This is a genomic window from Streptomyces sp. NPDC040589 (assembly GCF_055594445.1).
In genome coordinates this window covers 135,643-156,418 of the sequence record NZ_JBVIWP010000012.1, presented here as the reverse complement: position 1 = coordinate 156,418, position 20,776 = coordinate 135,643, and the positions used below count along the sequence as shown (strand labels likewise).

The 20,776-nt window shown below is 72.5% G+C and carries 19 protein-coding genes; 7 read left to right on the top strand and 12 right to left on the bottom strand.

Features of this window, described 5'->3' with window-relative positions; all coding sequences use genetic code 11:
• Positions 1-89: 89 nt before the first annotated feature.
• Positions 90-653: a PadR family transcriptional regulator gene (locus ACZ58V_RS36920; protein WP_468192574.1), complete on the bottom strand. Its 564-nt coding sequence runs from the start codon at positions 651-653 to the stop codon at positions 90-92.
• Between the two features lie 262 nt (positions 654-915).
• Between ACZ58V_RS36920 and ACZ58V_RS36915 the strand changes: the two genes are divergently transcribed.
• The 4 genes from ACZ58V_RS36915 (at position 916) to ACZ58V_RS36900 (ending at position 5,322) form a co-directional block, all read left to right on the top strand.
• Positions 916-2,208: an activator-dependent family glycosyltransferase gene (locus ACZ58V_RS36915; protein ID WP_471295565.1), complete on the top strand. Its 1,293-nt coding sequence runs from the start codon at positions 916-918 to the stop codon at positions 2,206-2,208.
• A 77-nt stretch (positions 2,209-2,285) separates the two neighbouring features.
• Positions 2,286-2,912 carry a dTDP-4-dehydrorhamnose 3,5-epimerase family protein gene (locus ACZ58V_RS36910; protein ID WP_468192576.1) on the top strand — a complete coding sequence of 209 codons (627 nt, stop codon included), beginning with the start codon at positions 2,286-2,288 and terminating at the stop codon, positions 2,910-2,912.
• 8 nt (positions 2,913-2,920) lie between these two features.
• Positions 2,921-3,883 carry an NAD-dependent epimerase/dehydratase family protein gene (locus tag ACZ58V_RS36905; protein WP_471295562.1) on the top strand — a complete coding sequence of 321 codons (963 nt, stop codon included), beginning with the start codon at positions 2,921-2,923 and terminating at the stop codon, positions 3,881-3,883.
• Complete coding sequence (locus ACZ58V_RS36900; RefSeq protein WP_468192579.1) at positions 3,880-5,322, top strand: NDP-hexose 2,3-dehydratase family protein; 1,443 nt, start codon at positions 3,880-3,882, stop codon at positions 5,320-5,322. The genes ACZ58V_RS36905 and ACZ58V_RS36900 overlap by 4 nt, the downstream gene beginning before the upstream one ends.
• A gap of 80 nt (positions 5,323-5,402) precedes the next feature.
• Here ACZ58V_RS36900 and ACZ58V_RS36895 read toward each other — a convergent pair whose 3' ends face one another.
• From ACZ58V_RS36895 to ACZ58V_RS36885, 3 genes are read right to left on the bottom strand one after another with little or no spacing between them, the layout of a single operon-like run.
• Entirely contained in the window at positions 5,403-6,512 is a 1,110-nt protein-coding gene (locus ACZ58V_RS36895) for a DegT/DnrJ/EryC1/StrS family aminotransferase (protein WP_468192580.1), read from the bottom strand.
• Positions 6,509-7,237, bottom strand: a complete 729-nt coding sequence (locus tag ACZ58V_RS36890) for a class I SAM-dependent methyltransferase (protein WP_399024632.1) — start codon at positions 7,235-7,237, stop codon at positions 6,509-6,511. The genes ACZ58V_RS36895 and ACZ58V_RS36890 overlap by 4 nt, the downstream gene beginning before the upstream one ends.
• 14 nt (positions 7,238-7,251) lie before the next feature.
• Positions 7,252-8,052 carry a cyclase family protein gene (locus tag ACZ58V_RS36885; protein ID WP_189725824.1) on the bottom strand — a complete coding sequence of 267 codons (801 nt, stop codon included), beginning with the start codon at positions 8,050-8,052 and terminating at the stop codon, positions 7,252-7,254.
• A 160-nt stretch (positions 8,053-8,212) separates the two neighbouring features.
• On the opposite strand from ACZ58V_RS36885, the gene ACZ58V_RS36880 reads away from it, so the two are divergent.
• Positions 8,213-8,620: a nuclear transport factor 2 family protein gene (locus ACZ58V_RS36880; protein WP_468192582.1), complete on the top strand. Its 408-nt coding sequence runs from the start codon at positions 8,213-8,215 to the stop codon at positions 8,618-8,620.
• 55 nt (positions 8,621-8,675) lie between these two features.
• Positions 8,676-9,407 carry an SDR family NAD(P)-dependent oxidoreductase gene (locus tag ACZ58V_RS36875; RefSeq protein ID WP_471295682.1) on the top strand — a complete coding sequence of 244 codons (732 nt, stop codon included), beginning with the start codon at positions 8,676-8,678 and terminating at the stop codon, positions 9,405-9,407.
• 614 nt (positions 9,408-10,021) lie between these two features.
• Here the strand turns inward: ACZ58V_RS36875 and ACZ58V_RS36870 are convergent.
• The 5 genes from ACZ58V_RS36870 to ACZ58V_RS36850 are packed head-to-tail and all read right to left on the bottom strand — an operon-like array spanning position 10,022 to position 16,157.
• On the bottom strand, positions 10,022-11,380 hold the full coding sequence (locus ACZ58V_RS36870) for a nuclear transport factor 2 family protein (protein WP_471295558.1): 1,359 nt from the start codon (positions 11,378-11,380) through the stop codon (positions 10,022-10,024).
• A gap of 8 nt (positions 11,381-11,388) precedes the next feature.
• Positions 11,389-12,174 (bottom strand): SDR family NAD(P)-dependent oxidoreductase, encoded by a 786-nt coding sequence (locus ACZ58V_RS36865; protein WP_471295555.1) that lies wholly within the window; start codon positions 12,172-12,174, stop codon positions 11,389-11,391.
• Between the two features lie 7 nt (positions 12,175-12,181).
• Complete coding sequence (gene rfbH, locus ACZ58V_RS36860; protein ID WP_468192586.1) at positions 12,182-13,483, bottom strand: lipopolysaccharide biosynthesis protein RfbH; 1,302 nt, start codon at positions 13,481-13,483, stop codon at positions 12,182-12,184.
• Between the two features lie 11 nt (positions 13,484-13,494).
• Positions 13,495-14,781, bottom strand: a complete 1,287-nt coding sequence (locus ACZ58V_RS36855; protein WP_471295553.1) for an activator-dependent family glycosyltransferase — start codon at positions 14,779-14,781, stop codon at positions 13,495-13,497.
• Positions 14,778-16,157 (bottom strand): cytochrome P450 family protein, encoded by a 1,380-nt coding sequence (locus ACZ58V_RS36850; protein ID WP_471295550.1) that lies wholly within the window; start codon positions 16,155-16,157, stop codon positions 14,778-14,780. The genes ACZ58V_RS36855 and ACZ58V_RS36850 overlap by 4 nt, the downstream gene beginning before the upstream one ends.
• A 195-nt stretch (positions 16,158-16,352) precedes the next feature.
• Between ACZ58V_RS36850 and ACZ58V_RS36845 the strand changes: the two genes are divergently transcribed.
• Positions 16,353-17,360, top strand: a complete 1,008-nt coding sequence (locus tag ACZ58V_RS36845) for a Gfo/Idh/MocA family protein (RefSeq protein WP_471295679.1) — start codon at positions 16,353-16,355, stop codon at positions 17,358-17,360.
• A 114-nt stretch (positions 17,361-17,474) separates the two neighbouring features.
• On the opposite strand, the gene rdmE is transcribed toward ACZ58V_RS36845, so the two are convergent.
• The 3 genes from rdmE to rdmC are packed head-to-tail and all read right to left on the bottom strand — an operon-like array spanning position 17,475 to position 20,775.
• On the bottom strand, positions 17,475-19,076 hold the full coding sequence (rdmE, locus tag ACZ58V_RS36840; RefSeq protein ID WP_471295548.1) for an aklavinone 12-hydroxylase RdmE: 1,602 nt from the start codon (positions 19,074-19,076) through the stop codon (positions 17,475-17,477).
• 56 nt (positions 19,077-19,132) lie between these two features.
• Positions 19,133-19,846, bottom strand: a complete 714-nt coding sequence (locus ACZ58V_RS36835) for a class I SAM-dependent methyltransferase (protein ID WP_468192592.1) — start codon at positions 19,844-19,846, stop codon at positions 19,133-19,135.
• Between the two features lie 32 nt (positions 19,847-19,878).
• Positions 19,879-20,775 carry an anthracycline biosynthesis tailoring methylesterase RdmC gene (gene rdmC, locus ACZ58V_RS36830; protein WP_471295545.1) on the bottom strand — a complete coding sequence of 299 codons (897 nt, stop codon included), beginning with the start codon at positions 20,773-20,775 and terminating at the stop codon, positions 19,879-19,881.
• Position 20,776: the final 1 nt, after the last annotated feature.

The following is a 20,776-nucleotide window of genomic DNA, read 5'->3' as shown; positions in this document are numbered from 1 at the left end:
GACCGGCGTCATGGGTATACAAACTTGAGTATCACGGGAGGCGTACCGTCCTCCACCCGATCCCGATCAACGGCCGGAAGGGCTCCCCGTCAGGCGCCCTTGTCCTCCCCCGCCATGACGTAGGCGCCCGCCTCCAGGCGCTCGATCAGCGCCTCGGTCCAGGCGGCCTGACTGGCGGCGCCGTGCTCCCAGAGGCCGAGCAGCTCACGGATGTGGGCCCGCTGCGGCCGCTCGCCGGCCGTCTCGTCGACCTTGGCGATCAGCTCCGACTGTTCGGCCGAGAGCGACGCGATGCGCTCGCGCAGCAGAGCGATCGCCTCCTTGCGGCTGAGCGCGGGCAGCAGGACGAGCGCGGCGCCCAGCATGTCCGCCCGGTTGTTCCCCTGGCGCAGCGCGTCACGCAGCAGCCGGAAGAACTCCTCGTCGCCCGGCGGCGCGATCTCGTAGTCGACCCGGCCCGGCCAGTCCGGGATGTCGGTCGACTTCAGCAGCCCGTCCTTGGCCAGCTGCCGCAGCGCGTGGTAGATCGAGCCGAACTTGATGTGCGCCCATTCGTCGGCACCCCAGGACAGCAGCTCGGAACGGACCAGATAGCCGTGCGCCCGTCCGTGCATGCGCACGACGCCCAGGACGAGCAATCTCGTGGCAGACATCGTCTCCCTGCTGAATCTCCCTCACGGCACGGACCGGCAACCGGTGCTCCGCCCTCAAGGGGTCCTGTCACTGTGGCCGGGCCCCGCCGGCTGATCCCACGGTAGTACATGACCTGCTGTTCTCCGCGAGCCCGGGAGGGGCGGAGCGCGCGATACGCCCCGGATCGAGTGCCGCTGCAACGACTCTCGACTCCCGCACGAGGTCACGGCCCGAGGGTGGAGGCCCATCGCATACGGGTCGTTCGCCGGAACAGGGGTTGGGATGCGGGTACTCTTCACCACCTTCGCCGCCAAGTCGCACATGCACGCCCAGGTGACACTCGCCTGGGCCCTGAAGGCAGCGGGCCACGACGTCAGGATCGCCAGTCATCCCGATCTGGCCGACGAGATCACCAAGACGGGGCTGACCGCCGTCGGTGTCGGGGAGGAACTGCATCTCGACGAGCAGATGCAGGAGACCCAGGAGAACATCGGGCAGGACGTCGACCAGCTGGAGAGCCAGGCGCAGGTCGGTCTCGACATGAGCGAGACCCGGCCGGAGCGGCTCACCCCGGACTACACGCTCGGTGTGTTCACGGCCATGACCTCGGTCGTCTTCCAGAACTGCTGCTCGGACCAGATGGTCGACGAGCTGGTGGAGCACTGCCGCTCCTGGAAGCCGGACCTGGTCCTGTGGGACACCATGACCTTCGCCGGCGCGATCGCCGCCATGGCCACCGGGACGGCGCACGGCCGGCTGCTGTTCGGGCTCGACCTGGCGGGCCTGATGCGCGAGACCTTCCTCGGACAGCTGGCCGCGCGCCCGCCGGAGCTGCGGGACGACCCGCTGCGCGAGTGGCTCACCTGGAGCCTGGAGCGGCACGGCGCCTCCTTCGAAGAGGCTGCGGTGACAGGCGACTTCACCGTCTGCCCGCTGCCGGCGTCCATGCGGCTCCCGGTGGATCTGCACTACGTGCCGATGCGCTACGTGCCGTACAACGGGCAGTCCACGGTGCCGCAGTGGCTCCAGGAACCGCCGAAGAAGGGCCGCCGGGTGTGCATCACCCTGGGTGTGGCGCACCGCGAGGTGCTCGGCGCCGACCGGGCCTCCATCGGGGACCTGCTGGAGGCCGTCGCGGGGCTGGAGGACGTCGAGGTCGTCGCCACGCTCAACGAGAAGCAGCTGACGGACTTCGACACCCTGCCGGACAACGTGCGGGCCGTGGACTTCGTCCCGCTCGACGCGCTGCTGCCCACCTGCGACGCGGTGATCCACCACGGCGGGTCCGGCAGCTTCGGCACGGCGATGATCCACGCCGTGCCCCAGCTCATCGTCGTCGACGGCGTCTGGGACACCATCAACAAGTCCCGCTACCTGGAAGAGCGCCAGGCCGGGCTCTACGTGCCGGGCAAGCTCAGCGCGAAGGGACTGCGCGAGCTGCTCGTCCGCCTGCTCGAGGAACCGGTCTTCAAGCGCAACGCCGAGGCCCTGCGGCGCGAGGCGCTCGCCGCACCCTCCCCCGCGCAGGTCGTCCCCACGCTGGAGCGCCTGGCCGTCGAGCACCGCCGCCGGTGACCGGCGCGCCGCACCCGCACACGCCCGGGCCGCCGGCCCTGCCGTACCCGACTACCTCCCGGACGGTGAACCAAGCGATGCAGATCCGTAAGCTCAAGGTCGAGGGGGCGTACGAGTTCACGCCCCGACAGTTCCGCGACCACCGCGGGCTGTTCGTCTCCCCCTTCCAGCTCGACGCCTTCCAGCAGGCCCTGGGGCGGCCGCACTTCCCGGTGGCGCAGACCAACCACAGCCTCTCCCGGCGCGGCACCATCCGCGGCATCCACTTCACCGTCACGCCGCCCGGCACCGCGAAGTACGTGTACTGCGCGCGCGGCCGGGCCCTCGACATCGTGGTCGACCTGCGGGTCGGATCGCCCACCTTCCGGCAGTGGGACGCGGTCGAGATGGACCAGGTCCACTTCCGCGCCTCGTACTTCCCGGTCGGCGTCGGCCACGCCTTCGTCGCGCTCGAGGACGACACCGTCATGTCGTATCTGCTCACGGGCCCCTATGTGGCCGAGAACGAGCTGGCCGTCGACGTCTTCGACAAGGACCTGGGGGTGCGGCTCCCCTCGGGCCTGGACACGGTGCAGTCGGACCGGGACGCCGCCGCGCTGTCCTTCGCCTCGGCGCGGGCCCAGGGCCTGCTGCCCGACTACGCCGAGTCCCTGGCGGTCGAGGAGGCCCTGTGGCAGCCCTCCGGCATCGGCGCCACGCGCTGAGCCCGGCGATGTCCACCACCACACAGGGCGGGCCGGCCGCCGGGACCGTGGCCGTGCTGGGTTCCACCGGGTGCGTCGGCCGCAGCCTCTGCGACGAACTGCTGCGGACCGGGCACCAGGTGCTCGCGGTGGCCCGGCACCCGGCCCCGCACACCCGCGCGGACGCCTTCGTCCCCCTCGATGTCGCCGCCGCCGCGCCGGAGGAGCTCGCCTCACTCCTCGACCGGCACGGCGTCACCGCCGTCATCAACGCCACCGGCGGCTGGGGCACCACCGTCGAGGAGATGCGCAGCGCCCACATCGACCTCGTGGAACGCCTGGTCGAGGGGTGCGTCGCGACCTCCCGGCGGCTGCGGATCGTCCAGATGGGGTCGATCCACGAGTACGGCCCCGTGCCCGACGGGGTCCGCATCGACGAACAGCGCGAGCCCGGCCCGCTGACCCCGTACGGGCTGACCAAGCGCACCGGCTCCGAGCATCTGCTCGACCGGACCCGGGCGGGCCGGGTGGACGGGGTCGTGCTGCGCGCGGTCAACGTCTGCGGACCGCACACCCCGACGGCCAGCTTCCTCGGTGCCGTCGTGGCCCGGCTGCGCGCCCTCGGCCCCGGCGACGTGATCGGTCTCGACGTCGCCGACGCCCGGCGGGACTTCGTCGACGTACGGGACCTGGCCCGGGCGGCGGTCGCCGCGGTGCACGCGCCCGTGACCGGCCTGGTCGTGAACATCGGGCGCGGCGAGGCGGTGCCGATGCGCGACCTGGTCGACGCCCTCTTCGACGCGGCCGGCGTGGACGCCGCGTCGGTGAAGCTCAACTCCGCCGAGGTCGCCAGCAAGGGCGGCGGCTGGACCTGCGCGGACATCCGGTTCGCCGCCCAGGTGCTCGGCTGGCGGCCCACGATCCCGCTCGGCGCGTCCGTCCGGGCGATGTGGGAAGCGGCAGCGGACACCACCTCCCTGGAGGTCTCATGAGCGACACCCCTGCCCCCTCGTCCGCGGCGACGCGAGATCCCGTCGAGCGGCGGATCGACGATTCGGCCCGGTCGCGGACCGGCCCCCTCGGCGACCTCTCCGACTTCACGGACTGGTTCGCCGACTACGGCCGGCGGGCCTACACCCATGTCGACCGGGTCCCCCTGGAAGCCCTGGAGGGCTGGGAGACCGACCCGGGCACCGGCGATCTGCGCCACCACACGGGCCGTTTCTTCACCGTGCACGGGCTGGAGGTCAGCAACCCGGGCGCGCCGGTGGCGCGGTGGACCCAGCCGATCATCAACCAGCCCGAGATCGGCATCCTCGGCATTCTCACCGCCCCGATCGACGGGGTGCTGCACTGCCTGATGCAGGCGAAGGTCGAGCCCGGCAACGCCGAGGGGCTCCAGCTCTCCCCGACCGTCCAGGCGACCCGGAGCAACTACACCCGGGTCCACCAGGGGCGCGCGGTGCCGTATCTGGAGCACTTCATGGACATCCACAGCCGTCCGGGAGTGCTCGCGGACGTACGGCAGTCCGAGCAGGGGTCGTGGTTCTACCGCAAGCGCAACCGCAACGTGGTCGTCGAACTGCCCGAGCCGGTGGAGGCCCTCGACGGGTACCGCTGGATGACGCTCGGCCAGATCCATGAGCTGCTGGGGCGCCGGGACACGGTCAACATGGACGCCCGGACCGTGCTGTCGTGCCTGCCGTTCACCGGTGCGGACACCGAGAAGCCCGACGGGGACGACTTCGGGTCGGCGCTGCTGCGCTCGGGCGATCCCGGGGCGGTGAGTGTGCACAGCGCGGCGGAGATCCTCGGCTGGATCACCGACCGGCGCACCAGCAGCGACATCGCGGTCCGCCGGGTCGCGCTCGGCGAGCTGCGCGACTGGAGCCGCACCGACGACCGCATCCGCCACGACGCGGGCGCCTTCTTCGACGTCATCGGGGTGCGGGTCGACGCCGGCGGCCGTGAGGTCCACCGGTGGAGCCAGCCGATGATCGAACCGGTGGGACAGGGCGTCATCGCCTTCCTCGTCCGGCGTTTCGAGGGGGTGCTGCACGTCCTCGTGCACGCGCGCGTGGAGCCGGGCTTCGCGGACGTGGTGGAGCTGGGCCCCACCGTGCAGTGCGTCGCGGAGAGCCACGCGCAGCTGCCCGGCCAGGCCGCGCCGCCCTTCCTCGACGAGGTGCTGGGGGCTCCCGAGGAGCGCGTCCGGTTCGACACGGTGCTCTCCGAGGAGGGCGGCCGCTTCTTCCACGCGCTGAACCGCTACCTGATCGTGGAGACCGACCAGGACGTGCCCCGCGACCATCCCGACCACCGCTGGATGACGCTGCACCAGCTGTCGGACCTGCTGCGGCACAGCCACTACGTCAACGTCCAGGCCCGCAGCCTGATCGCCTGCCTGCACAGCCTGTACCACGCGGGCTGACGGCAGGGCCCCTGAAACGCCGTGTCCCGGTGAGGCGGACCGCCTCACCGGGACACGGCGTTTCGCACAGGGACACGGCGTCACAGCCCGGCGATCACCTCGCGCAGCGCCTCGATCACCTTCTCCTGGACGTGCCGCGGCAGCGAGGGGTACATCGGCAGCGAGAAGATCTCCTTCGCCAGCCGCTCGGTCACCGGCAGATCGCCCTCGTGGTAGCCGAGGTGCGCGAAGCCGGACATCGTGTGCACCGGCCAGGGGTAGCTGATGTTCAGCTCGATGTCGTACGCCTTGAGCCGCTCGATGATCCGGTCCCGCTCGGGGTGGCGGACCACGTGGACGTAGTGGACGTGATCATTGCCCACCGCGTTCGCGGGCAGGACCAGGCCGGTGTCCCCCAGCCCCTCCGCATAGCGTCGCGCCACGCGCCGCCGGCCCTCGACGTAGGTGTCGAGGCGCCGTAGCTTGCGGCGGAGGATCTCGGCCTGGACCTCGTCGAGGCGGCTGTTGTGCCCGGGAGTCTGGACAACGTAGTACCTGTCCTCCATGCCGTAGTAGCGCAGCCGGCGCAGCTCCGCGTCCGTGCCCGAGTCGTGGGTGACCACCGCCCCGCCGTCGCCGTACGCCCCGAGGACCTTCGTCGGGTAGAAGGAGAAGGCCGCGGCGTCGCCCATGGTCCCGGCGAGCCGGCCGTGGTGGCGGGCGCCGTGGGCCTGGGCGCAGTCCTCCAGGACCTTCAGGCCGTGGCGCTCGGCGAAGGCGGTCACCGCGGCCATGTCGACGCACTGCCCGTACAGGTGCACCGGCACGATCGCCGTGGTCCGCTCGGTGAGCGCGCCCTCCAGCAGGTCGGTGCGCATGAGGTAGTCCTCCTCGCGCACGTCGACGAAGACCGGCCGGGCTCCCACGGCGTCGATGGCCAGGACCGTGGGGGCCGCCGTGTTGGACACCGTGAGCACGTCGTCGCCCGGCTTCACGCCGAGCGCCTGGAGGCCGAGGACTATGGCGTTGGTGCCGTTGTCGACGCCGACGCAGTGCGGCTGCCCGTGGTAGGCGGCGAACTCCTGCTCGAAGCCGGAGACGCTCTGTCCGAGGACGAGCTGACCGGACTGGAACACCGTGTCGACGGCGTCGAGGAGTTCCTCGCGTTCCTCGGCGTACTCCCGCAGATAGTCCCAGACATAGGTGGTCATCGCCCGGACACCTCCCGCTCCTTGACTCCGGTGAAGAGGCCGCGGCCGGTCGGCGGGCCCGGCTGGTACGTGACGGAGCATCCGGCGTCCTTGAACGCCTGCTCGTACTCCTCGCGCGTGAACAGGGTCAGTACGTCGATCTCGGTGAAGGTCCGGATGCCCGACGGCTCGCCGACGAGGAACCGGACCTCCATCCGGGTCGCGCGTCCCTGGAGGGTGGAGTGGGAGATCCGGGCGACGGTCCTCTCGCCCTCGCGGGCCAGGTCCCCGGCGACGAACCCCTCCTTGAACTGCTCGGGGAACCACCAGGGTTCGATGACCAGCGCGCCGCCCGGTTCGAGGTGACGGGCCATCGAGGCCACGGCGGAGCGCATCTCCTCGACGCTGCCCAGATAGCCGATGGCACAGAACATGCAGGTGACGACGGAGTACCGGCGGCCGAGGTCGAAGTCGCGCATGTCGCCCTCGTGGATGGTCAGGCCGGGCCACCGCTCCAGCGCCAGATCACGCATGGGCGCCGCGATCTCCAGGCCCTCCGCCGTGGCGAAGAGCTTGCTGAAGGGGCCGAGATGGGCGGCGGTGCCACAGGCCACGTCGAGCAGCGTGTCGGCGCCCGGGGCGTGCCGGCGTGCCACGGCCGCGATGTCCTCGGCCTCCGCCGCCCAGTCCTTGCCCCGGCTGCGGTACACCGTCTCGTAGACCTCGGCGAGGTCGGTGCTGTACATGGTTTCTCCTCGGGTCAGGGGCTGGTCAGGGGGGCCTGGTCGTCGACGAGGGCGACCGCGCGCGCCCAGCCGGCCCCGGCGCCGGCGACCTTCACCGGGAAGCAGGCCACCTGGAAGCCGTACGGCGCGGGCAGCTCCTCGAGGCCCGCGAGCCGCTCGATCTGGCAGTACTCCCGGTGGCGTCCGGCGACATGGGCCGGCCAGAGCACGGCGGGGTCCCCGGTGCGCCGGTACTCGGCGATGATCGTGGTGAACGGCGCGTCCAGGCTGAACGCGTCGGTGCCGACCACCCGGATGCCCGCGTCGAGCAGGAAGGCGATGGCGCTCGCGTCGAGACCGACGAAGTCGGTGAAGTACCGGCTCGTGCCCGACCACGCGGATGCGCCGGTGTTCAGGAGCACGATGTCGGACGGGGCGAGCGGGTAGCCGATCCGGTCGAGTTCCTTGCGCAGGTCCGCCGCGTCGACCACACCCGCCTCGCGGCCCCGGACGTCCAGGACGACCCCGGGGGCGAGGAACCACTCCAGCGGCATCGCGTCGATGTGCCGGGGCACGCCGGTGCCGTACGTCGTCCGGGAGCCGTAGTGCGAGGGCGCGTCGACGTGCGTGCCGGTGTGGGTGGTCAGACTCAGCCGGTCCAGCGAGAGGAACTCGCCGTCGGGCAGGTCGTCGGGGTCGAACTCGATGTCGAAGTGGCGCCGCATCTCGTCGCGCATGTGCAGCGCGCCCTCGCGTGGGGACATCACCTCGTGGACCACCGGGTCCGGTTCGAACGAGCCGGCGTCCACCGGCGAGGACAGGTCAATGATGCGCACGGTCACCTCCTGGACGACCCGGCCAGCCTGGCCGCAGCCGCTCGGAAGGCATTGGAAGACCGCTCGACGACCGCGCGGCCGTCTCGAGCGGGATTCGACAGACGTGCGACAGGGGTGCGTCAGGGTCGGGACCGGAGAACCGTCGTAGGGGAGGTTGTTCATGAACGACACCGAGATCGAGCAGTTCTACGCCCGCCACATGCAGCTGCTCGACGGTGGCGAGGCGGAGGCGTGGGCAGGCACCTTCACCTCCGACGCCACCTTCCTGGCCCCGTCGATGACGGAGCCCGTCCGGGGCCGGGACGGCATCGCCGCCGGCGCTCGGGCGGCGGTCGAGGGGCGGGCCGCGGCCGGGGAGACGCACCGGCACTGGGTGACCATGACGACCGCCCGGAGCACCGGCGCCGGGACCGAGGCCGTCTCGTACGTGCAGATCCTGGCCACCCCGCGGGGCGGCGCACCGCGCCTGGAGCTGTCCTGCGTGATGCGCGACCGGCTGGTCCGGCGGGACGGCGAACTGCTCGTGGCGGAGCGGCACATCACCCGGGACGACCGGCCGGCGCTCTGACCTCGACCCGGCTTCGAGCCCTCGTCAGTAGCGTCCCGGCATGACTCCTAGGACTGTGATCATCACTGGTGGAGGCACCGGAATCGGCCGTGCGACGGCCCGCCGCTTCGCGGGGCGGGGAGACCGTGTCCTGGTCGTGGGCCGCACCGCCGCCGCCCTCGACGAGACGGCCGAGGGCCACGACGGCATCCGCACCCTGGTCGCGGACATCACCGAGCCGGGGGCCGGCGAGGCGGTGGTGGAGGCCGCGCTGCGGGCGTTCGGGCGGCTGGACGTGCTGGTCAACAACGCCGGGACCGGCACGTTCGCGCCGCTCGCCAAACTCGACCGGGCCGTGACCGAGCAACAGGTCGCCGTCAACCTGATCGCCCCGGCCTTCGTGGCGCAGGCCGCGCTGGAGGCCCTGGAGGCGACCGGCGGCACCATCGTCAACGTCAGCTCGGCAGGCTCGCTGGGCATCCAGGGGTTCCCCGACAACTCGGTCTACTGGGCGACGAAGGCGGCGCTGAACCACTTCACCCGCACCTGGGCCGTGGAGCTCGCACCGCGCGGTATCCGGGTGGTGTCGGTCGCCCCGGGCGTGACCGACACCGGCATCGGCGAGCGCGTCGGCATGTCCGCCGAGGAGTACCAGGGGTTCCTCGGACAGCTCGCCGAGCGGATCCCGCTCGGGCGGGTCGCCACGCCCGAGGACGTGGCCTGGTGGATCACCGCGCTGGCCGACCCCGAGGGCCGCTACATGACGGGCGCGGTCGTCCCGGTCGACGGCGGTCTCTCCCTGACCTGACCGCTCCCCCGGGCGGCACGGAGAGCCGGACCGCACGCCGCCGGACCACACGGAGGGCCCGGGCCGCAAGCTCGGCCAGGCCCGCCGTGTCCGGGCCCGACGGAGAGCCGAACCGCACGCCGCCGGACCACACGGAGGGCCCGGGCCGCAAGCTCGGCCAGGCCCGCCGTGTCCGGGCCGGACGGAGGGACGGACCGCCCGCCGCCGGGCCACACGGAGTTCGGGCGGCGCGGGCTGCCGACCCGCACGGAGAGCCGGACCGCACGCCGCCGAGCCACACGGAGGGCCCGGGCCGCAAGGCCTGCCGGGCTCTCCGTGTCCGGGCCGGAAGACGGCCGGACCGCACCCGCCGGGCCACACGGGGCCCCGGACCGCCCGCCGCCGGGCCACATCGAGGTCCGGGCCGCCGACACCTCCATGCGAGCGCCGGAGCCTCACCCAAACCCGGGCCGCCGTCACGTGCCGCGCGGGCGCCGGGGTCTCGCCGCCGCCCGGGCTCCACGGACAGCCGGGCGGCACCTGCAGTCGGGCCGCACGGGCCTCCGACCGCACGCCGACGGGCCGCACCTGCAACCGGTGCGGCCCGTCGTCGTGTGTGCCCGGCCGGCGGCGGCTCAGACGCCGTCGTGCTCGACCCTGCGGTGGCGCACGAGCCAGCCGTCGCCGTGCGGCACCAGTTCGTCCTCGCACACCGCGCTCAGGTGCAGCCTGGCCGGTCCCCCGGCCGGGGTGACCAGGACCTGTGCGTAGCAGCGGGTGCTCAGGGAGCCGTCGGGCCCGGGCGCCACGGTGAGCATGGAGAACACATGCCGCCGCTGCTCCGGTGTGTCCGCCGTCCGCTCCAGGTTGCGGCGTACGGCGGCGGCGACGGCGTCCCGGCCGCGCAGGGGCTCGGGGGCGATGTTCTGCGCGAAGACGCCGTCCTCGGTGAACGTCCGGGCCCACTCCTCGGCCCGCCGCTCGTCGAGGAGCCGCATCTGCCGTGCGTAGAACCGCTGCACGGCGACGTACGTCCCGGCGGGGACCGGCTCGGCGCCGCGCAGCCGCTCGGCGTGGTCGGCCGCGCACCGCAGCGTCGTGAGGCTGTTGCGGCCGAGCGCCTCCCGGATCATGGTGCGGGCGGCCGCCACGTCCGCCGTCGGACCGAGGACGCTCGTCACGGCGTCCGGCGCGATCCGCACGGTGTGCCGGGAGGTGACGGTGCAGCCCTTGTCGTCCTCCTCGAAGATCCACTCGCCGGTGTGGGCGGCCATCAGCGCGGGTGTCCGGATCTGCTTGTAGACGATCCGCTCGGCGGGGAAGCAGACGCGCACCGAACGGGTGGTGTGGGTCGCGCCGTCGGCGGTGAGCGTGTCCATCTCCAGGATCTGCTCGTTCGGGGTGTCCTCGGTGAGGACGACCCGGGCGACGTGCGGCAGCCGCTCCGTCCAGCGGTCGGCCGCACGGATGAACTCGTACGCGTCCTTCGCCGAGCCGTCGACGCGCACGCTGTCGTCGAACGTGAAGGTGAGCTCCGGGTCCGCGTCCTCCACGCCCCTGCGCAGGGCCTCCAGTTCGGACCCGGTGTTGGTGTCGATGGCCCGGCGGATCCACTCGACGTGCTCGGGGGCGTCGTCGACGGCGGTGAACGCGTGGGTGAACCGCACCCGGGTCCGCTTGTCGCCGAGCGGCTCCAGCAGCCACTCGCCGCTCATGCTCCGCACCGGCGCCCGCGACTCCTCCTGCCGGAACGTCACCCGTAATCCGGCCCGGTCCAGTTCGCGGCGCGAGGTCCAGCTCTTGACCTCGTCGTTGGCCGTCGCCCAGATCCTCAGCCGCTCCTGCCGGTCGTCGCCCTCCAGGCGCTCGACGTGCACGCTCGGCGGGAAGTGCACCGGCCAGCGGGAGGCCCCGGCGACCAGGTCGAACACGGCCTCGGCCGGGGCCCGCACCTCGATCTCGTGGACGGTGGTGTGCACGGTCTCGTCCGACATGGCTCTCCTCAGTAGTTTCCCAGCCCGCCGCAGACGTTGATCGCCTGCGCGGTGACGGACGATGCCGCGTCGGTCAGCAGGTAGCCGACCATGCCCGCCACCTCGTCGGGCGTGGTGTAGCGGCCGAGCGGGATCTTGGCCTGGAACCGGTCGAGCACCTCCTCCTCGGTGGTCTCCCAGGCGGCGGCGTAGCCCTGCCGGACCCGCACCGCCATGGGCGTCTCCACATAGCCGGGGCACACCGCGTTGACCGTGATCCCGGACTTGGCCAGTTCCAGCCCCAGGGCCTTGGTGAAGCCGACGACCCCGTGCTTGGAGGCGGAGTAGGGGGCGCCCAGCACCACGCCCTGCTTGCCGCCGGTGGAGGCGATGCTGACGACCCGGCCCCAGCCGCCCTCCCGCATGCGGCCGGTGGTCAGGGCGGCGCGGGTGACGCGGAAGACGCTGTCCAGGTTGGTGGCCATCACGTCGTCCCACAGCTCGTCGGCGATGGTGTGCGTGGGGCCGCCGCCGCTGCGGCCGGCGTTGTTGACGAGCACCTCGACGGGCCCGTAGCGCTCGACCGCGGCGGACATCAGCACCTCGATCTCCGCCACCTCCCGTACGTCGCAGGCGGCGCCGTCCACGTCGTGGCCCTCGGCGCGCAGCTCCTTGACCGTGAGCGCGACCCGGTCGGCGTCCCGGGCGCAGAGGAACACGCGGTGGCCGACGGCGGCCAGGGACCGGGTGACGGCGAGACCGATCCCGCTGGTGGCGCCGGTGACGACGGCGACCCGGCTGGTGGGTGAGGACATGCTCCGATCAGCCCCTTCGCGTGCAGAACTCGGTGATGGACTCGACGACGTAGTCGAGCATTTCTTTGGTGAGCCCCGGATAGACGCCGATCCAGAAGGTGTCCTCCGTGACGGTGTCGCAGTTGACCAGCTCGTCCACGATCCGGTAGCGCACGTCCTCGTAGGCGGGATGGCGGGTGATGTTCCCGCCGAACAGCCGGCGGGTGCCGATCCTGCGGCCCTCCAGGAAGTCGACGAGGTCCCTGCGGGTGAAGCCCGCGTCGGGCAGCACGGTCAGGGCGAAGCCGAACCAGCTGGGGTCGCTTCCGGGGGTGGCCCGCGGCAGCAGCAGTCCGGGCACCTCGGCCAGACCGTCCCGCAGCCGCTGCCAGTTGTGCCGCCGGGCCGCGCCGAAGTCGTCGACCTTCTTCAACTGGCTGAGTGCCAGGGCGCCTTGGAGGTCGGTGGCCTTCAGGTTGTAGCCGACGTGGGAGAAGATGTACTTGTGGTCGTAGCCGGCCGGGAGGGTGCCGAGCTGGTAGTCGAACCGCTTCAGGCAGGTGTTGTCCGTGCCCGGTTCGCACCAGCAGTCCCGGCCCCAGTCGCGCATCGACTCGACGATCCGGGCCAGTTCCAGACTCGACGTGAGGACGCAGCCGCCCTCACCGGCGGTGATGTGGTGGGCCGGGTAGAAGCTCACCGTCGACAGGTCGCCGAAGGTGCCGGTGAGCCTGCCTCCGTAGGTGGAGCCGACGGCGTCGCAGTTGTCCTCGATGAAGAACAGATCGTGCCGGCGGGCCAGTTCCGCGACCTCGGCGACGGGGAACGGGTTGCCCAGGGCGTGCGCGATCATGATGAGCCTGGTGCGCGGGGAGATCGCCGCCTCGATCTGGGCCAGGGAGGCGTTGTAGGTGCCCAGTTCCACGTCCACGAAGACCGGTGTCAGGCCGTTCTGGACGAGCGGGTTGATCGTGGTCGGGAAGCCGGCGCCCACCGTGATGGCCTCGTCGCCTGGGCGCAGCCGCAGGTCCTTCAGCTTCGGCGAGGTGAGCGCGCTGACCGCCAGCAGGTTGGCCGACGATCCCGAGTTCACCATGTGGGCCTTGCGCAGCCGGAAGTAGCGGGCGAACTCGCTCTCGAACTTCCGGGTGCGCACCCCGGCGGCGATCCGCATCTCCAGCGCCGCCTCGACCAGGGCGCCCCGGTCCTCCTCGTCGAGGACCGCGCCCGAGGACAGGATCGGCGTGACCCCGGGTTCGAACCCGCGCGGTTCCTGTTCCTTGTGGTACTTGCGCGCCAGTTCCAGCACCAGCGCCTTGGTGTCCGTCACGTCTGGATCCCTCACCCTCGGTCGTGGACTGAGCCGTGCGTGCCGTGCTCGGCGACCAGCCGCTCCAGCACCGGAACGACCTCGTTGGGACTGGGCACCGCGAGCAGTTCCTCCTGGAGCCGGCGGGCGCCACGCGCGAAGGACGGCTCGCCGACCAGCCGCTGGACCTGCTTGCGCAGGACGTCCGGAAGCAGGTCGGCGCTCGGCACGCACAGGCCGGCGCCGATGTCCTCCAGTCCGCGCCCCATGACCTCGGTGTCCCAGCCGAAGGCCAGGATCAGCTGGGGCACGGCGTGCAGTTCGGCCGTCGCCTTGGTGCCGACACCGCCGTGGTGCACGATCGCGTCGCACGTGGGCAGCAGGTCGTTGAGCGGGACGAAGTCGACCAGGCGTACGTTGTCCGGCAGGTCCCCGGCCGCCTCGCGGGTCGCCTCGTCGACGGTCGCGACGATCTCCGCGTCCAGCTCCGCGAGGTGGGCCAGGAGCTCGGCCATGTCGACGCCGACGTCGGAGGCCGAGGAGCCGAGCGTCACGCAGACGCGGCTGCGCCCGGGGGCGGCCCGCAGCCAGTCCGGCACCACCGCGGGGCCGTTGTACGGCACGTGGCGCACCTGCACGGTCGGCAGCTTCAGGTCGAGCTGGGTGCTGGGCGGTGTGGTGTTCACCGTCCACTGGCCGGTGACCATGTCCTCGTCGAACCCGGCGTCGGATCCCAGCCGCCGCAGCGTGCGCTCCAGCCACTCGGCGGTGGGGTCCTCGCGGTGCTCCGGCTCCTGCTCGGCGGCCAGCCGCAGGAACTCCTTGCGGGCCCGCACGCTGATGTCGGGGCCCGAGACCAGCCGGCAGTGCGCCGCGCCCGTCACCCGGGCCGCGATGGCCCCGGCGAGGGTGAAGGTCTCCCAGACGACGAGGTCGGGCTGCCAGGAGCGGGCGAAGTCCACGAGCGCGTCGACCATGGTGTCGTTGTTGAGAGCGCCGTAGAGCGTGGGCACCATGATGTTCTCCAGTGCCAGCAACCGCTCGTAGTCCCATGGGTGTTCGCCCCGGGCGGCGTAGTCGAAGCCCTGCACATGGGCCGAGGCCTCGTCGTGCAGCTGACCGAGCAGCCCGAGGTCCTCCAGGGCGCCGAGCGACCACTCCACGGGGACGGCGGTCAGTCCCGTACCCGTGATGACGTCGGTCAGCTCGGGCTGGCTGGCGATCCGCACCTCGTGGCCCGCGGTGCGCAGCGCCCAGGCGAGCGGTACGAGCGGGTAGTAGTGGGTGTGGTGGGCCAGTGAGGTGAACAGAACCCTCATCGCGTCTCCTCCTCGCCGAGTCGGGCCGGCAGCCTGACCAGGCGCCGGGTCAGGGGCGCCCGGCGCGTGCGCACCGGCTCGCCGTCCAGCCGCAGCAGCGGGAACCGCGCGGCCAGCGCCACCAGCCCGTGCTCGGCGAGCGCCCGAGCGGCCGGGAGCAGGGTGGCGCAGGCGGCCACGGGGAGGGGCGCCGGGGCGCCGCTGGTCCTGGTGGCCTCGCCGGGCAAGGTGACCGCGCCGGGTTCGGCGGCCCCGGCGGCTCCGACGGTCCCGGCAGTCCCGGCAGTCCCGGCGGCTCCGACGGCTCCGACGGGCACTGTGGCCCCGGCGGTCCGACTGATCCCGGCGGTGCCGGGGGGCACGGTGGCCCCGGCGGTCCGGCCGGCCCCGTCGGCCGCGGCGATCCCGGTGGGCCCAGCGATGCCGCTGGGCCCACCCGGCACGGCGGCGGTGGTGATGGCGGTCAGGCTGTCACCGGCCTCGATACGGGTGCCGGCCACCTCGGCCGTGGCGAGGGCCACCAGGGGGCACGCCCGCCACGGCGGCCGCTGGTGCAGGGCCTCCTCGACCAGGCGAGCCGCGTGCGCGGGGGCCGAGCGCAGCAGCGCCCAGTCCCGCGGCCGGTCGAGGAGGCCGCGCAGCGCGTCGCCGAGCAGGTCCGCCGCGGCCCGGGCCCCGGCCACCGCGAGGACCAGGTCCGCCTCGGCGTGGGAGCGCCCGGCGAAGAATTCCCGGAGTCCGCGTACGCCTGCCGCCAGGCGCCGCGTCGTGTCCAGCGTCTGCGGGCAGAGCAGCGCGTCCACGGCCGGGGCCGCCGCGGCGAGGTCGGCGGCGAACGCCGCGCGGCGCTCCTCGGGGACGTCCAGGACCACGGCGTACGCGGCCGCGGTCAGTGGCTCGGCGAAGTCCGCCACCAGGTCGACCGGGCCCGGGCCGAGCCGCGCCGCGGCCTGCCCGGCCTGCTCCCGCAGCGATCCGGCCAGCCTCCCCACGGCCCTCGTCCCGCCCCGCCGCGCCAGGTCCCGGGCGAGTCCCGTCGTGCGCTGCCGCTCCGGGTCGGGCAGCCAGGCCTCCGCCTGCGGCACCGCGGCGGACACCGCCGGTTCCGCGCCGGCGGACAACTCCCGCACCGCCGCGGGGCCGGTGACGACCCAGGTGTCGAGCCGGCTGCGCCACACCGGCCCCCGCTCCACGATCGACGCGAGGGTTCCGCCCGCGTCGTCCGTGCCGTTCTCGCCGCTCTCGAACCCCCGTACCAGCCGGGCATACGGGTCACCCTCCCCCGGTACGAACGGCTCCGCGTTGATCGCGTAGAGCCACTGTGCCGCGTGGACGAGTTGCAGTTCGCGCCCCAGGGCATTCGTCGCCGCCGTCACCCCGCCACCTCCGTCATCCGATTACCTCGGCAAGGTACGGGGCCGAATTAGAAGAACACTCGAACTGCCGTTTTCCGTATCCACCGTTCCTCAAGCAGTGCTTGATCTCCCGGTCGTACGGTGGGGAACCCACTGGACTCCCGCAAGGTGATGAGGATCCCTATGCCAGAGCACCGTCAGCAACGGGCGCTCCGCATGGGCGTGATCGGCACGGCGAACATCGCGATTCGCCGGATCATGCCCGTGCTCGCCGCGCATGACCACGTCGACCTCGTCGCGGTGGCCAGCCGGGACAAGGCCAGGGCCGAGCGCGTGGGGGCCGCTTTCGGCTGCGGTGGCGTGGGGGATTACGCGGCGCTCGTCGAGCGGGACGACCTCGACGCCGTTTATATTCCGCTGCCGCCCGGCATGCATCACGAGTGGGCGCTACGGGCTTTGCGTTCGGGAAAGCACGTGCTGGTCGAGAAACCGATGTCGGACACGTACGAGAAAACTCTCGAGCTGATGTCGACCGCGTCGGAACTCGGACTCGTGCTCGCCGAGAACTTCATGTTCCTGCACCATTCCCAGCACGCGGCGGTACGCGCGATGCTCGACGAGTCCGTGGGGGAACTGCGGCTGTTCTCCGGGTCGTTCGCGGTGCCGCCGCTGGCACCCGAGTCGTTCCGGTACCAGCCGGCCCTGGGCGGGGGCGCGTTGCTCGACGTCGGGGTGTATCCCCTGCGGGCGGCCCAGCTCTACCTCACCGGGGAGCTCGACGTCCTCGGGGCGTGTCTGCGCGTCGACGAGGCGACCGGGGCCGATGTGGCCGGCAGCGTGCTGCTGAGCGACGACCGGGGCGTGACGGCCCAGCTGGACTTCGGCTTCGAGCACTCCTACCGCTCGGCCTACGCGCTGTGGGGCAACCGGGGCCGGGTGAGCGTCCGGCGTGCCTTCACCCCTCCCGAGCAGCTCAAGCCGGTGGTCAGGATCGAGCAGCAGGACGTGGTGACGGAGCGCTCGCTGCCCGAGGACAACCAGGTCTTCAACGCGATGGACGCCTTCGTCCGCGCGGCCCTCACGGGCGGCGGCCCCTTGGCCGGCATGTCGGCGATCCGGCGCCAGGCTTTCCTGGTGGACCGGGTCCGCCGCGCGGCCCGCATCGTCGGCGACCCGAAGTCCTCTCCGCACGACGCCCTGGCGCAGGACATGGGCCTGCGCTGACCCACCCTTCTCTTTCAGGGGCGCGGGGAACTGCGCGAACAACCCCCACCGCCCCGCAGCCGCCAACGACACCGCGCCCCGCCAACTCCTCCGGCGGGGCGCGAAGCCATTCCGTCAGCGGTCAAGAACCCGACGCAGAACCCCCTCAAGCGTCTGCCCCGCATCAACCGCCGCCTCATCCGTACGCCAGGCCACGATCCCGTCCGGCCGCACCAGACTCGCCCCCGCCTTCCCGATGCCATACCGCTCGGACACCGCACTCTCGGGATCAGTCAGCCCCGCCCCGACCCGGTACGCCCGCACAGGCACCCCCAGTTCCGCAGAGACCGCCTCCGCCGCCGCGACCCAGTCCGCCCCCAGCTCCCCCACCAGCAACGTCCACCCGTCACCGAACAGATCGACCGTGGAGAGCCGCTCCCCGTGCCGCGACACCAGGACATGCGGCCCCCGGAAGCCGGGACGCCCGCTCGGCGTCAGCGGATTCTCCACCCGCGCCGGATCGTCGTCCGTGGCCAGGACCGCCGAGGAGCGGTAGCGGAACCCGAGCAGCGTCTCGGGGTACCCCACCGACTTGTCCCACACCTCCGCCATGTGCGGCGCCATCCGCTGCGCGTAGATCGCCAGCGCCTCGGCCACGACCAGCTCCGCGGCGACCTTGCGCTCGTCCTCGTACGTGCCGAGCAGCCCCGCCCCGGCCTGTCCCTGCAGCACCGCCGCGAGCTTCCAGGCCAGGTCGAACCCGTCGGCGACGGCCGCGTTGCCGCTCATGCCCCCGGTCGGCGGGGTGACCTTCGCCGCGTCCCCGGCCAGGAACACCCGCCCCTCGCGCCAGCGTTCGGCGATGCGGGCCGCCATCTCCCAGCCCTGGATGTCGACGAGCTCGGGCTTCACCTCGGGTGCGTCCAGGGCGAGGCCGATGAGTTCGACGCAGCGCTGCGGTGTGAAGTCCTCGGGGCTCTCGCCCTCGTCGGGGTCGTACTCGACGAAGAGGGTGTGCCGGTCGGGCCGGTCCGTCGGCCCGAACGTGCCCGTGAACTCCGGGTGGTGGAGGTAGTACCAGCCGGTCGTGCCCGGCTCCATGATGCCGGAGAGGTCCGCGTCGAAGATGACCCCGACCATGTGGGTCAGCGTGCCGTGCCCGTACCGCCCGATGCCCAGCGACTCCCGCACCAGGCTGCGGTTGCCGTCGGCGCCCACGAGATACCCGGCGCGCAGGTCGTACTCGCCGTCCGGCCCCGCCAGCCGGGCCGTCACACCGGCGCCGTCGTCGTCCTGGCGGAACGACAGCAGCCGGGTGTCGAAGCGGATGGCGCCGCCGTGCTTCTTCGCCTGCGCGAGCAGGATCGGCTCCAGCTTGTCCTGGGACAGCATCGCCCAGCCGGCCGGTGTGCACGGCTCGGTGGCGGCCACCATGTCGTCGAAGCTCTCCGAGACGGTCCGCAGGATCTCGCCCCGCACGCTCTCGGCGAGCCGGATGACGAAGTCGCCCTGGGTGCCGCGGATGTCGTCGGCCCGGACCACCTCGTCCGCGACGCCCCCGATGCGCAGCAGCTCCATGGTCCGCGGGTTCTGCCCGGCGGCCCGCGGATAGGGCGAGAGGCCCGGCCTGCGCTCCACCACGAGCACGCGGACGCCCTGCCGGGCGAGGAACATCGCCGTCGACAGGCCCCCGAGGCCCGCACCCACCACCAGAACATCGACCTCGTGGTCGTTCATGTCGTTCCTCTCTCGTCGTTCGCGTCGTTCTCTTGGGTCCGTGCGAGTCAGCCGGTTCACACCCGGACACCGACGAACAGCCCCCGCCCCGACGGCGCCTCCGGCAGGTACTCGACCGCGAAGCCGGCCTCCCGGAAGGCCTGTTCGTACTCGGCCCGGCTGAACAGGGAGATGATGTGGGTGTCGACGAAGTGCTGGGCTCCGGCGCCGGGTTCGGCGACGACGAAGTGCACGTCCATGTGCGAGGTACGGCCCCGGCGGGCGGAGTGCGAGACCCGGGAGACGGTGACGCCGTCGACGGTCACGATGTCGGCGGAGACATGGCCGTCGGCGAACGTCTCGTAGAACCACCACGGGTCGACCACGGCCACCCCGCCCGGCTCCAGATGCCGGGCGAACATCCTCAGCGCCTGGCCGAGTTCGGCGACCGACGTCATATAGCCGACGGAGCCGAACATGCAGGTCACGACGTCGAAGGTGGTGCCGAGGCGGAAGTCGCGCATGTCGCCCGCGTGCACGGTCACCCCGGGCAGCGCGGCACGCGCCTCCTCGGCCATCGGCGCGGACAGCTCCACTCCCTCGACGTGGTCGAAGAGGTCGGCGAAGTGCCGCAGATGCCCTCCGGTGCCGCACGCGACGTCGAGCAGCCGTCCGGCGCCCGGCCTGCTCCGCCGGGCCGCGGCGGCGACCGCCTCGGTCTCGGCGCGGTAGTCCTTGCCGCGCTCGCGGTGCACCAGGTCGTAGACCCGGGCGAGGTCGGCCCCGTACATCGTCTCTCCCGCCCGCTGCTCGTCCGCCACGGTCAGGCCGCCGAGCGGGTGTGGGCGAGGATGACCTCGGCGAGCGGTCCGTGGACCGAGGAGGGCAGGGCGTGGCCCATGCCCGGGATCTCCGCGAGGCGGGCGGTGGGGATGAGCCCGGCGAGGTGCTTGCCGTGCGGCGCGGGGGCGATGGGGTCGTGTTCGGCCTGGATGACCAGGGTCGGCACGGTGACGTCGCGCAGCTCGGCGGCCCGGGACGGCGGCGGCAGGGTCAGCGAGTAGTGCGCGTACGGCTCGGCGAGGGCGCCCCCCGCGTGGTCGATCGCCCGTTCCTCCCACCGCGCGTACTCGGCGTCGTCGAACGGCACGCCCGTGCCGGAGAGGATGCGCCACTTGCTCACGCGCTTGGCCACCTCGGCGGCGCGTCCCTCGGCCGGCTGGTTCATCAGGGCGAGCGCGTCCAGGAACGGCTGCTGGGGCCCGGGCAGGCCGTCCAGCGTGGGTTCGCCGCGCATCACGCGCTCGATGTTGGCGTCGAAGTCGATGTCGAGCCCGCCGCCGAGCATCATGGTCAGGCTGCTCAGCCGGTCGTGGTGGTCGAGCGCGATGACCTGGGTGATGGTCGCCCCCATCGACAGGCCGACGACATGGGCCCGGCCGACGCCCCAGCCGTCGAGGACGGCGACCGCGTCGGCGGCCAGCTCGCCGAAGCCGTAGGGGTGCGCGGCGAAGTCGCGGGTGGTGGAGCGGCCGGTGTCGCGGTGGTCGTAGCGGATGACGTGGAGGCCGCCGTCGGCGAGCCGCCGGGCGAACTCGTCGGGCCAGCCGAGGGCGGAGAGGTTGCCGCCCATGACGAGCAGCAGCGCCGGGTCCGCAGGGTCACCGAAGTCGTCGCTCCACAGCTCGACGTCCCCGCTCGGCACGATGCGTTCGGACATG

What these genes read in the sequence shown, in the direction of transcription:
- ACZ58V_RS36920 (WP_468192574.1), bottom strand. Translation starts at nt 653, where the DNA reads ATGTCTGCCACGAGATTGCTCGTCCTGGGCGTCGTGCGCATGCACGGA.
- ACZ58V_RS36915 (WP_471295565.1), top strand. Translation starts at nt 916, where the DNA reads ATGCGGGTACTCTTCACCACCTTCGCCGCCAAGTCGCACATGCACGCC.
- ACZ58V_RS36910 (WP_468192576.1), top strand. Translation starts at nt 2,286, where the DNA reads ATGCAGATCCGTAAGCTCAAGGTCGAGGGGGCGTACGAGTTCACGCCC.
- ACZ58V_RS36905 (WP_471295562.1), top strand. Translation starts at nt 2,921, where the DNA reads ATGTCCACCACCACACAGGGCGGGCCGGCCGCCGGGACCGTGGCCGTG.
- ACZ58V_RS36900 (WP_468192579.1), top strand. Translation starts at nt 3,880, where the DNA reads ATGAGCGACACCCCTGCCCCCTCGTCCGCGGCGACGCGAGATCCCGTC.
- ACZ58V_RS36895 (WP_468192580.1), bottom strand. Translation starts at nt 6,512, where the DNA reads ATGACCACCTATGTCTGGGACTATCTGCGGGAGTACGCCGAGGAACGC.
- ACZ58V_RS36890 (WP_399024632.1), bottom strand. Translation starts at nt 7,237, where the DNA reads ATGTACAGCACCGACCTCGCCGAGGTCTACGAGACGGTGTACCGCAGC.
- ACZ58V_RS36880 (WP_468192582.1), top strand. Translation starts at nt 8,213, where the DNA reads ATGAACGACACCGAGATCGAGCAGTTCTACGCCCGCCACATGCAGCTG.
- ACZ58V_RS36870 (WP_471295558.1), bottom strand. Translation starts at nt 11,380, where the DNA reads ATGTCGGACGAGACCGTGCACACCACCGTCCACGAGATCGAGGTGCGG.
- ACZ58V_RS36865 (WP_471295555.1), bottom strand. Translation starts at nt 12,174, where the DNA reads ATGTCCTCACCCACCAGCCGGGTCGCCGTCGTCACCGGCGCCACCAGC.
- ACZ58V_RS36855 (WP_471295553.1), bottom strand. Translation starts at nt 14,781, where the DNA reads ATGAGGGTTCTGTTCACCTCACTGGCCCACCACACCCACTACTACCCG.
- ACZ58V_RS36845 (WP_471295679.1), top strand. Translation starts at nt 16,353, where the DNA reads ATGGGCGTGATCGGCACGGCGAACATCGCGATTCGCCGGATCATGCCC.
- rdmE (WP_471295548.1), bottom strand. Translation starts at nt 19,076, where the DNA reads ATGAACGACCACGAGGTCGATGTTCTGGTGGTGGGTGCGGGCCTCGGG.
- ACZ58V_RS36835 (WP_468192592.1), bottom strand. Translation starts at nt 19,846, where the DNA reads ATGTACGGGGCCGACCTCGCCCGGGTCTACGACCTGGTGCACCGCGAG.
- rdmC (WP_471295545.1), bottom strand. Translation starts at nt 20,775, where the DNA reads ATGTCCGAACGCATCGTGCCGAGCGGGGACGTCGAGCTGTGGAGCGAC.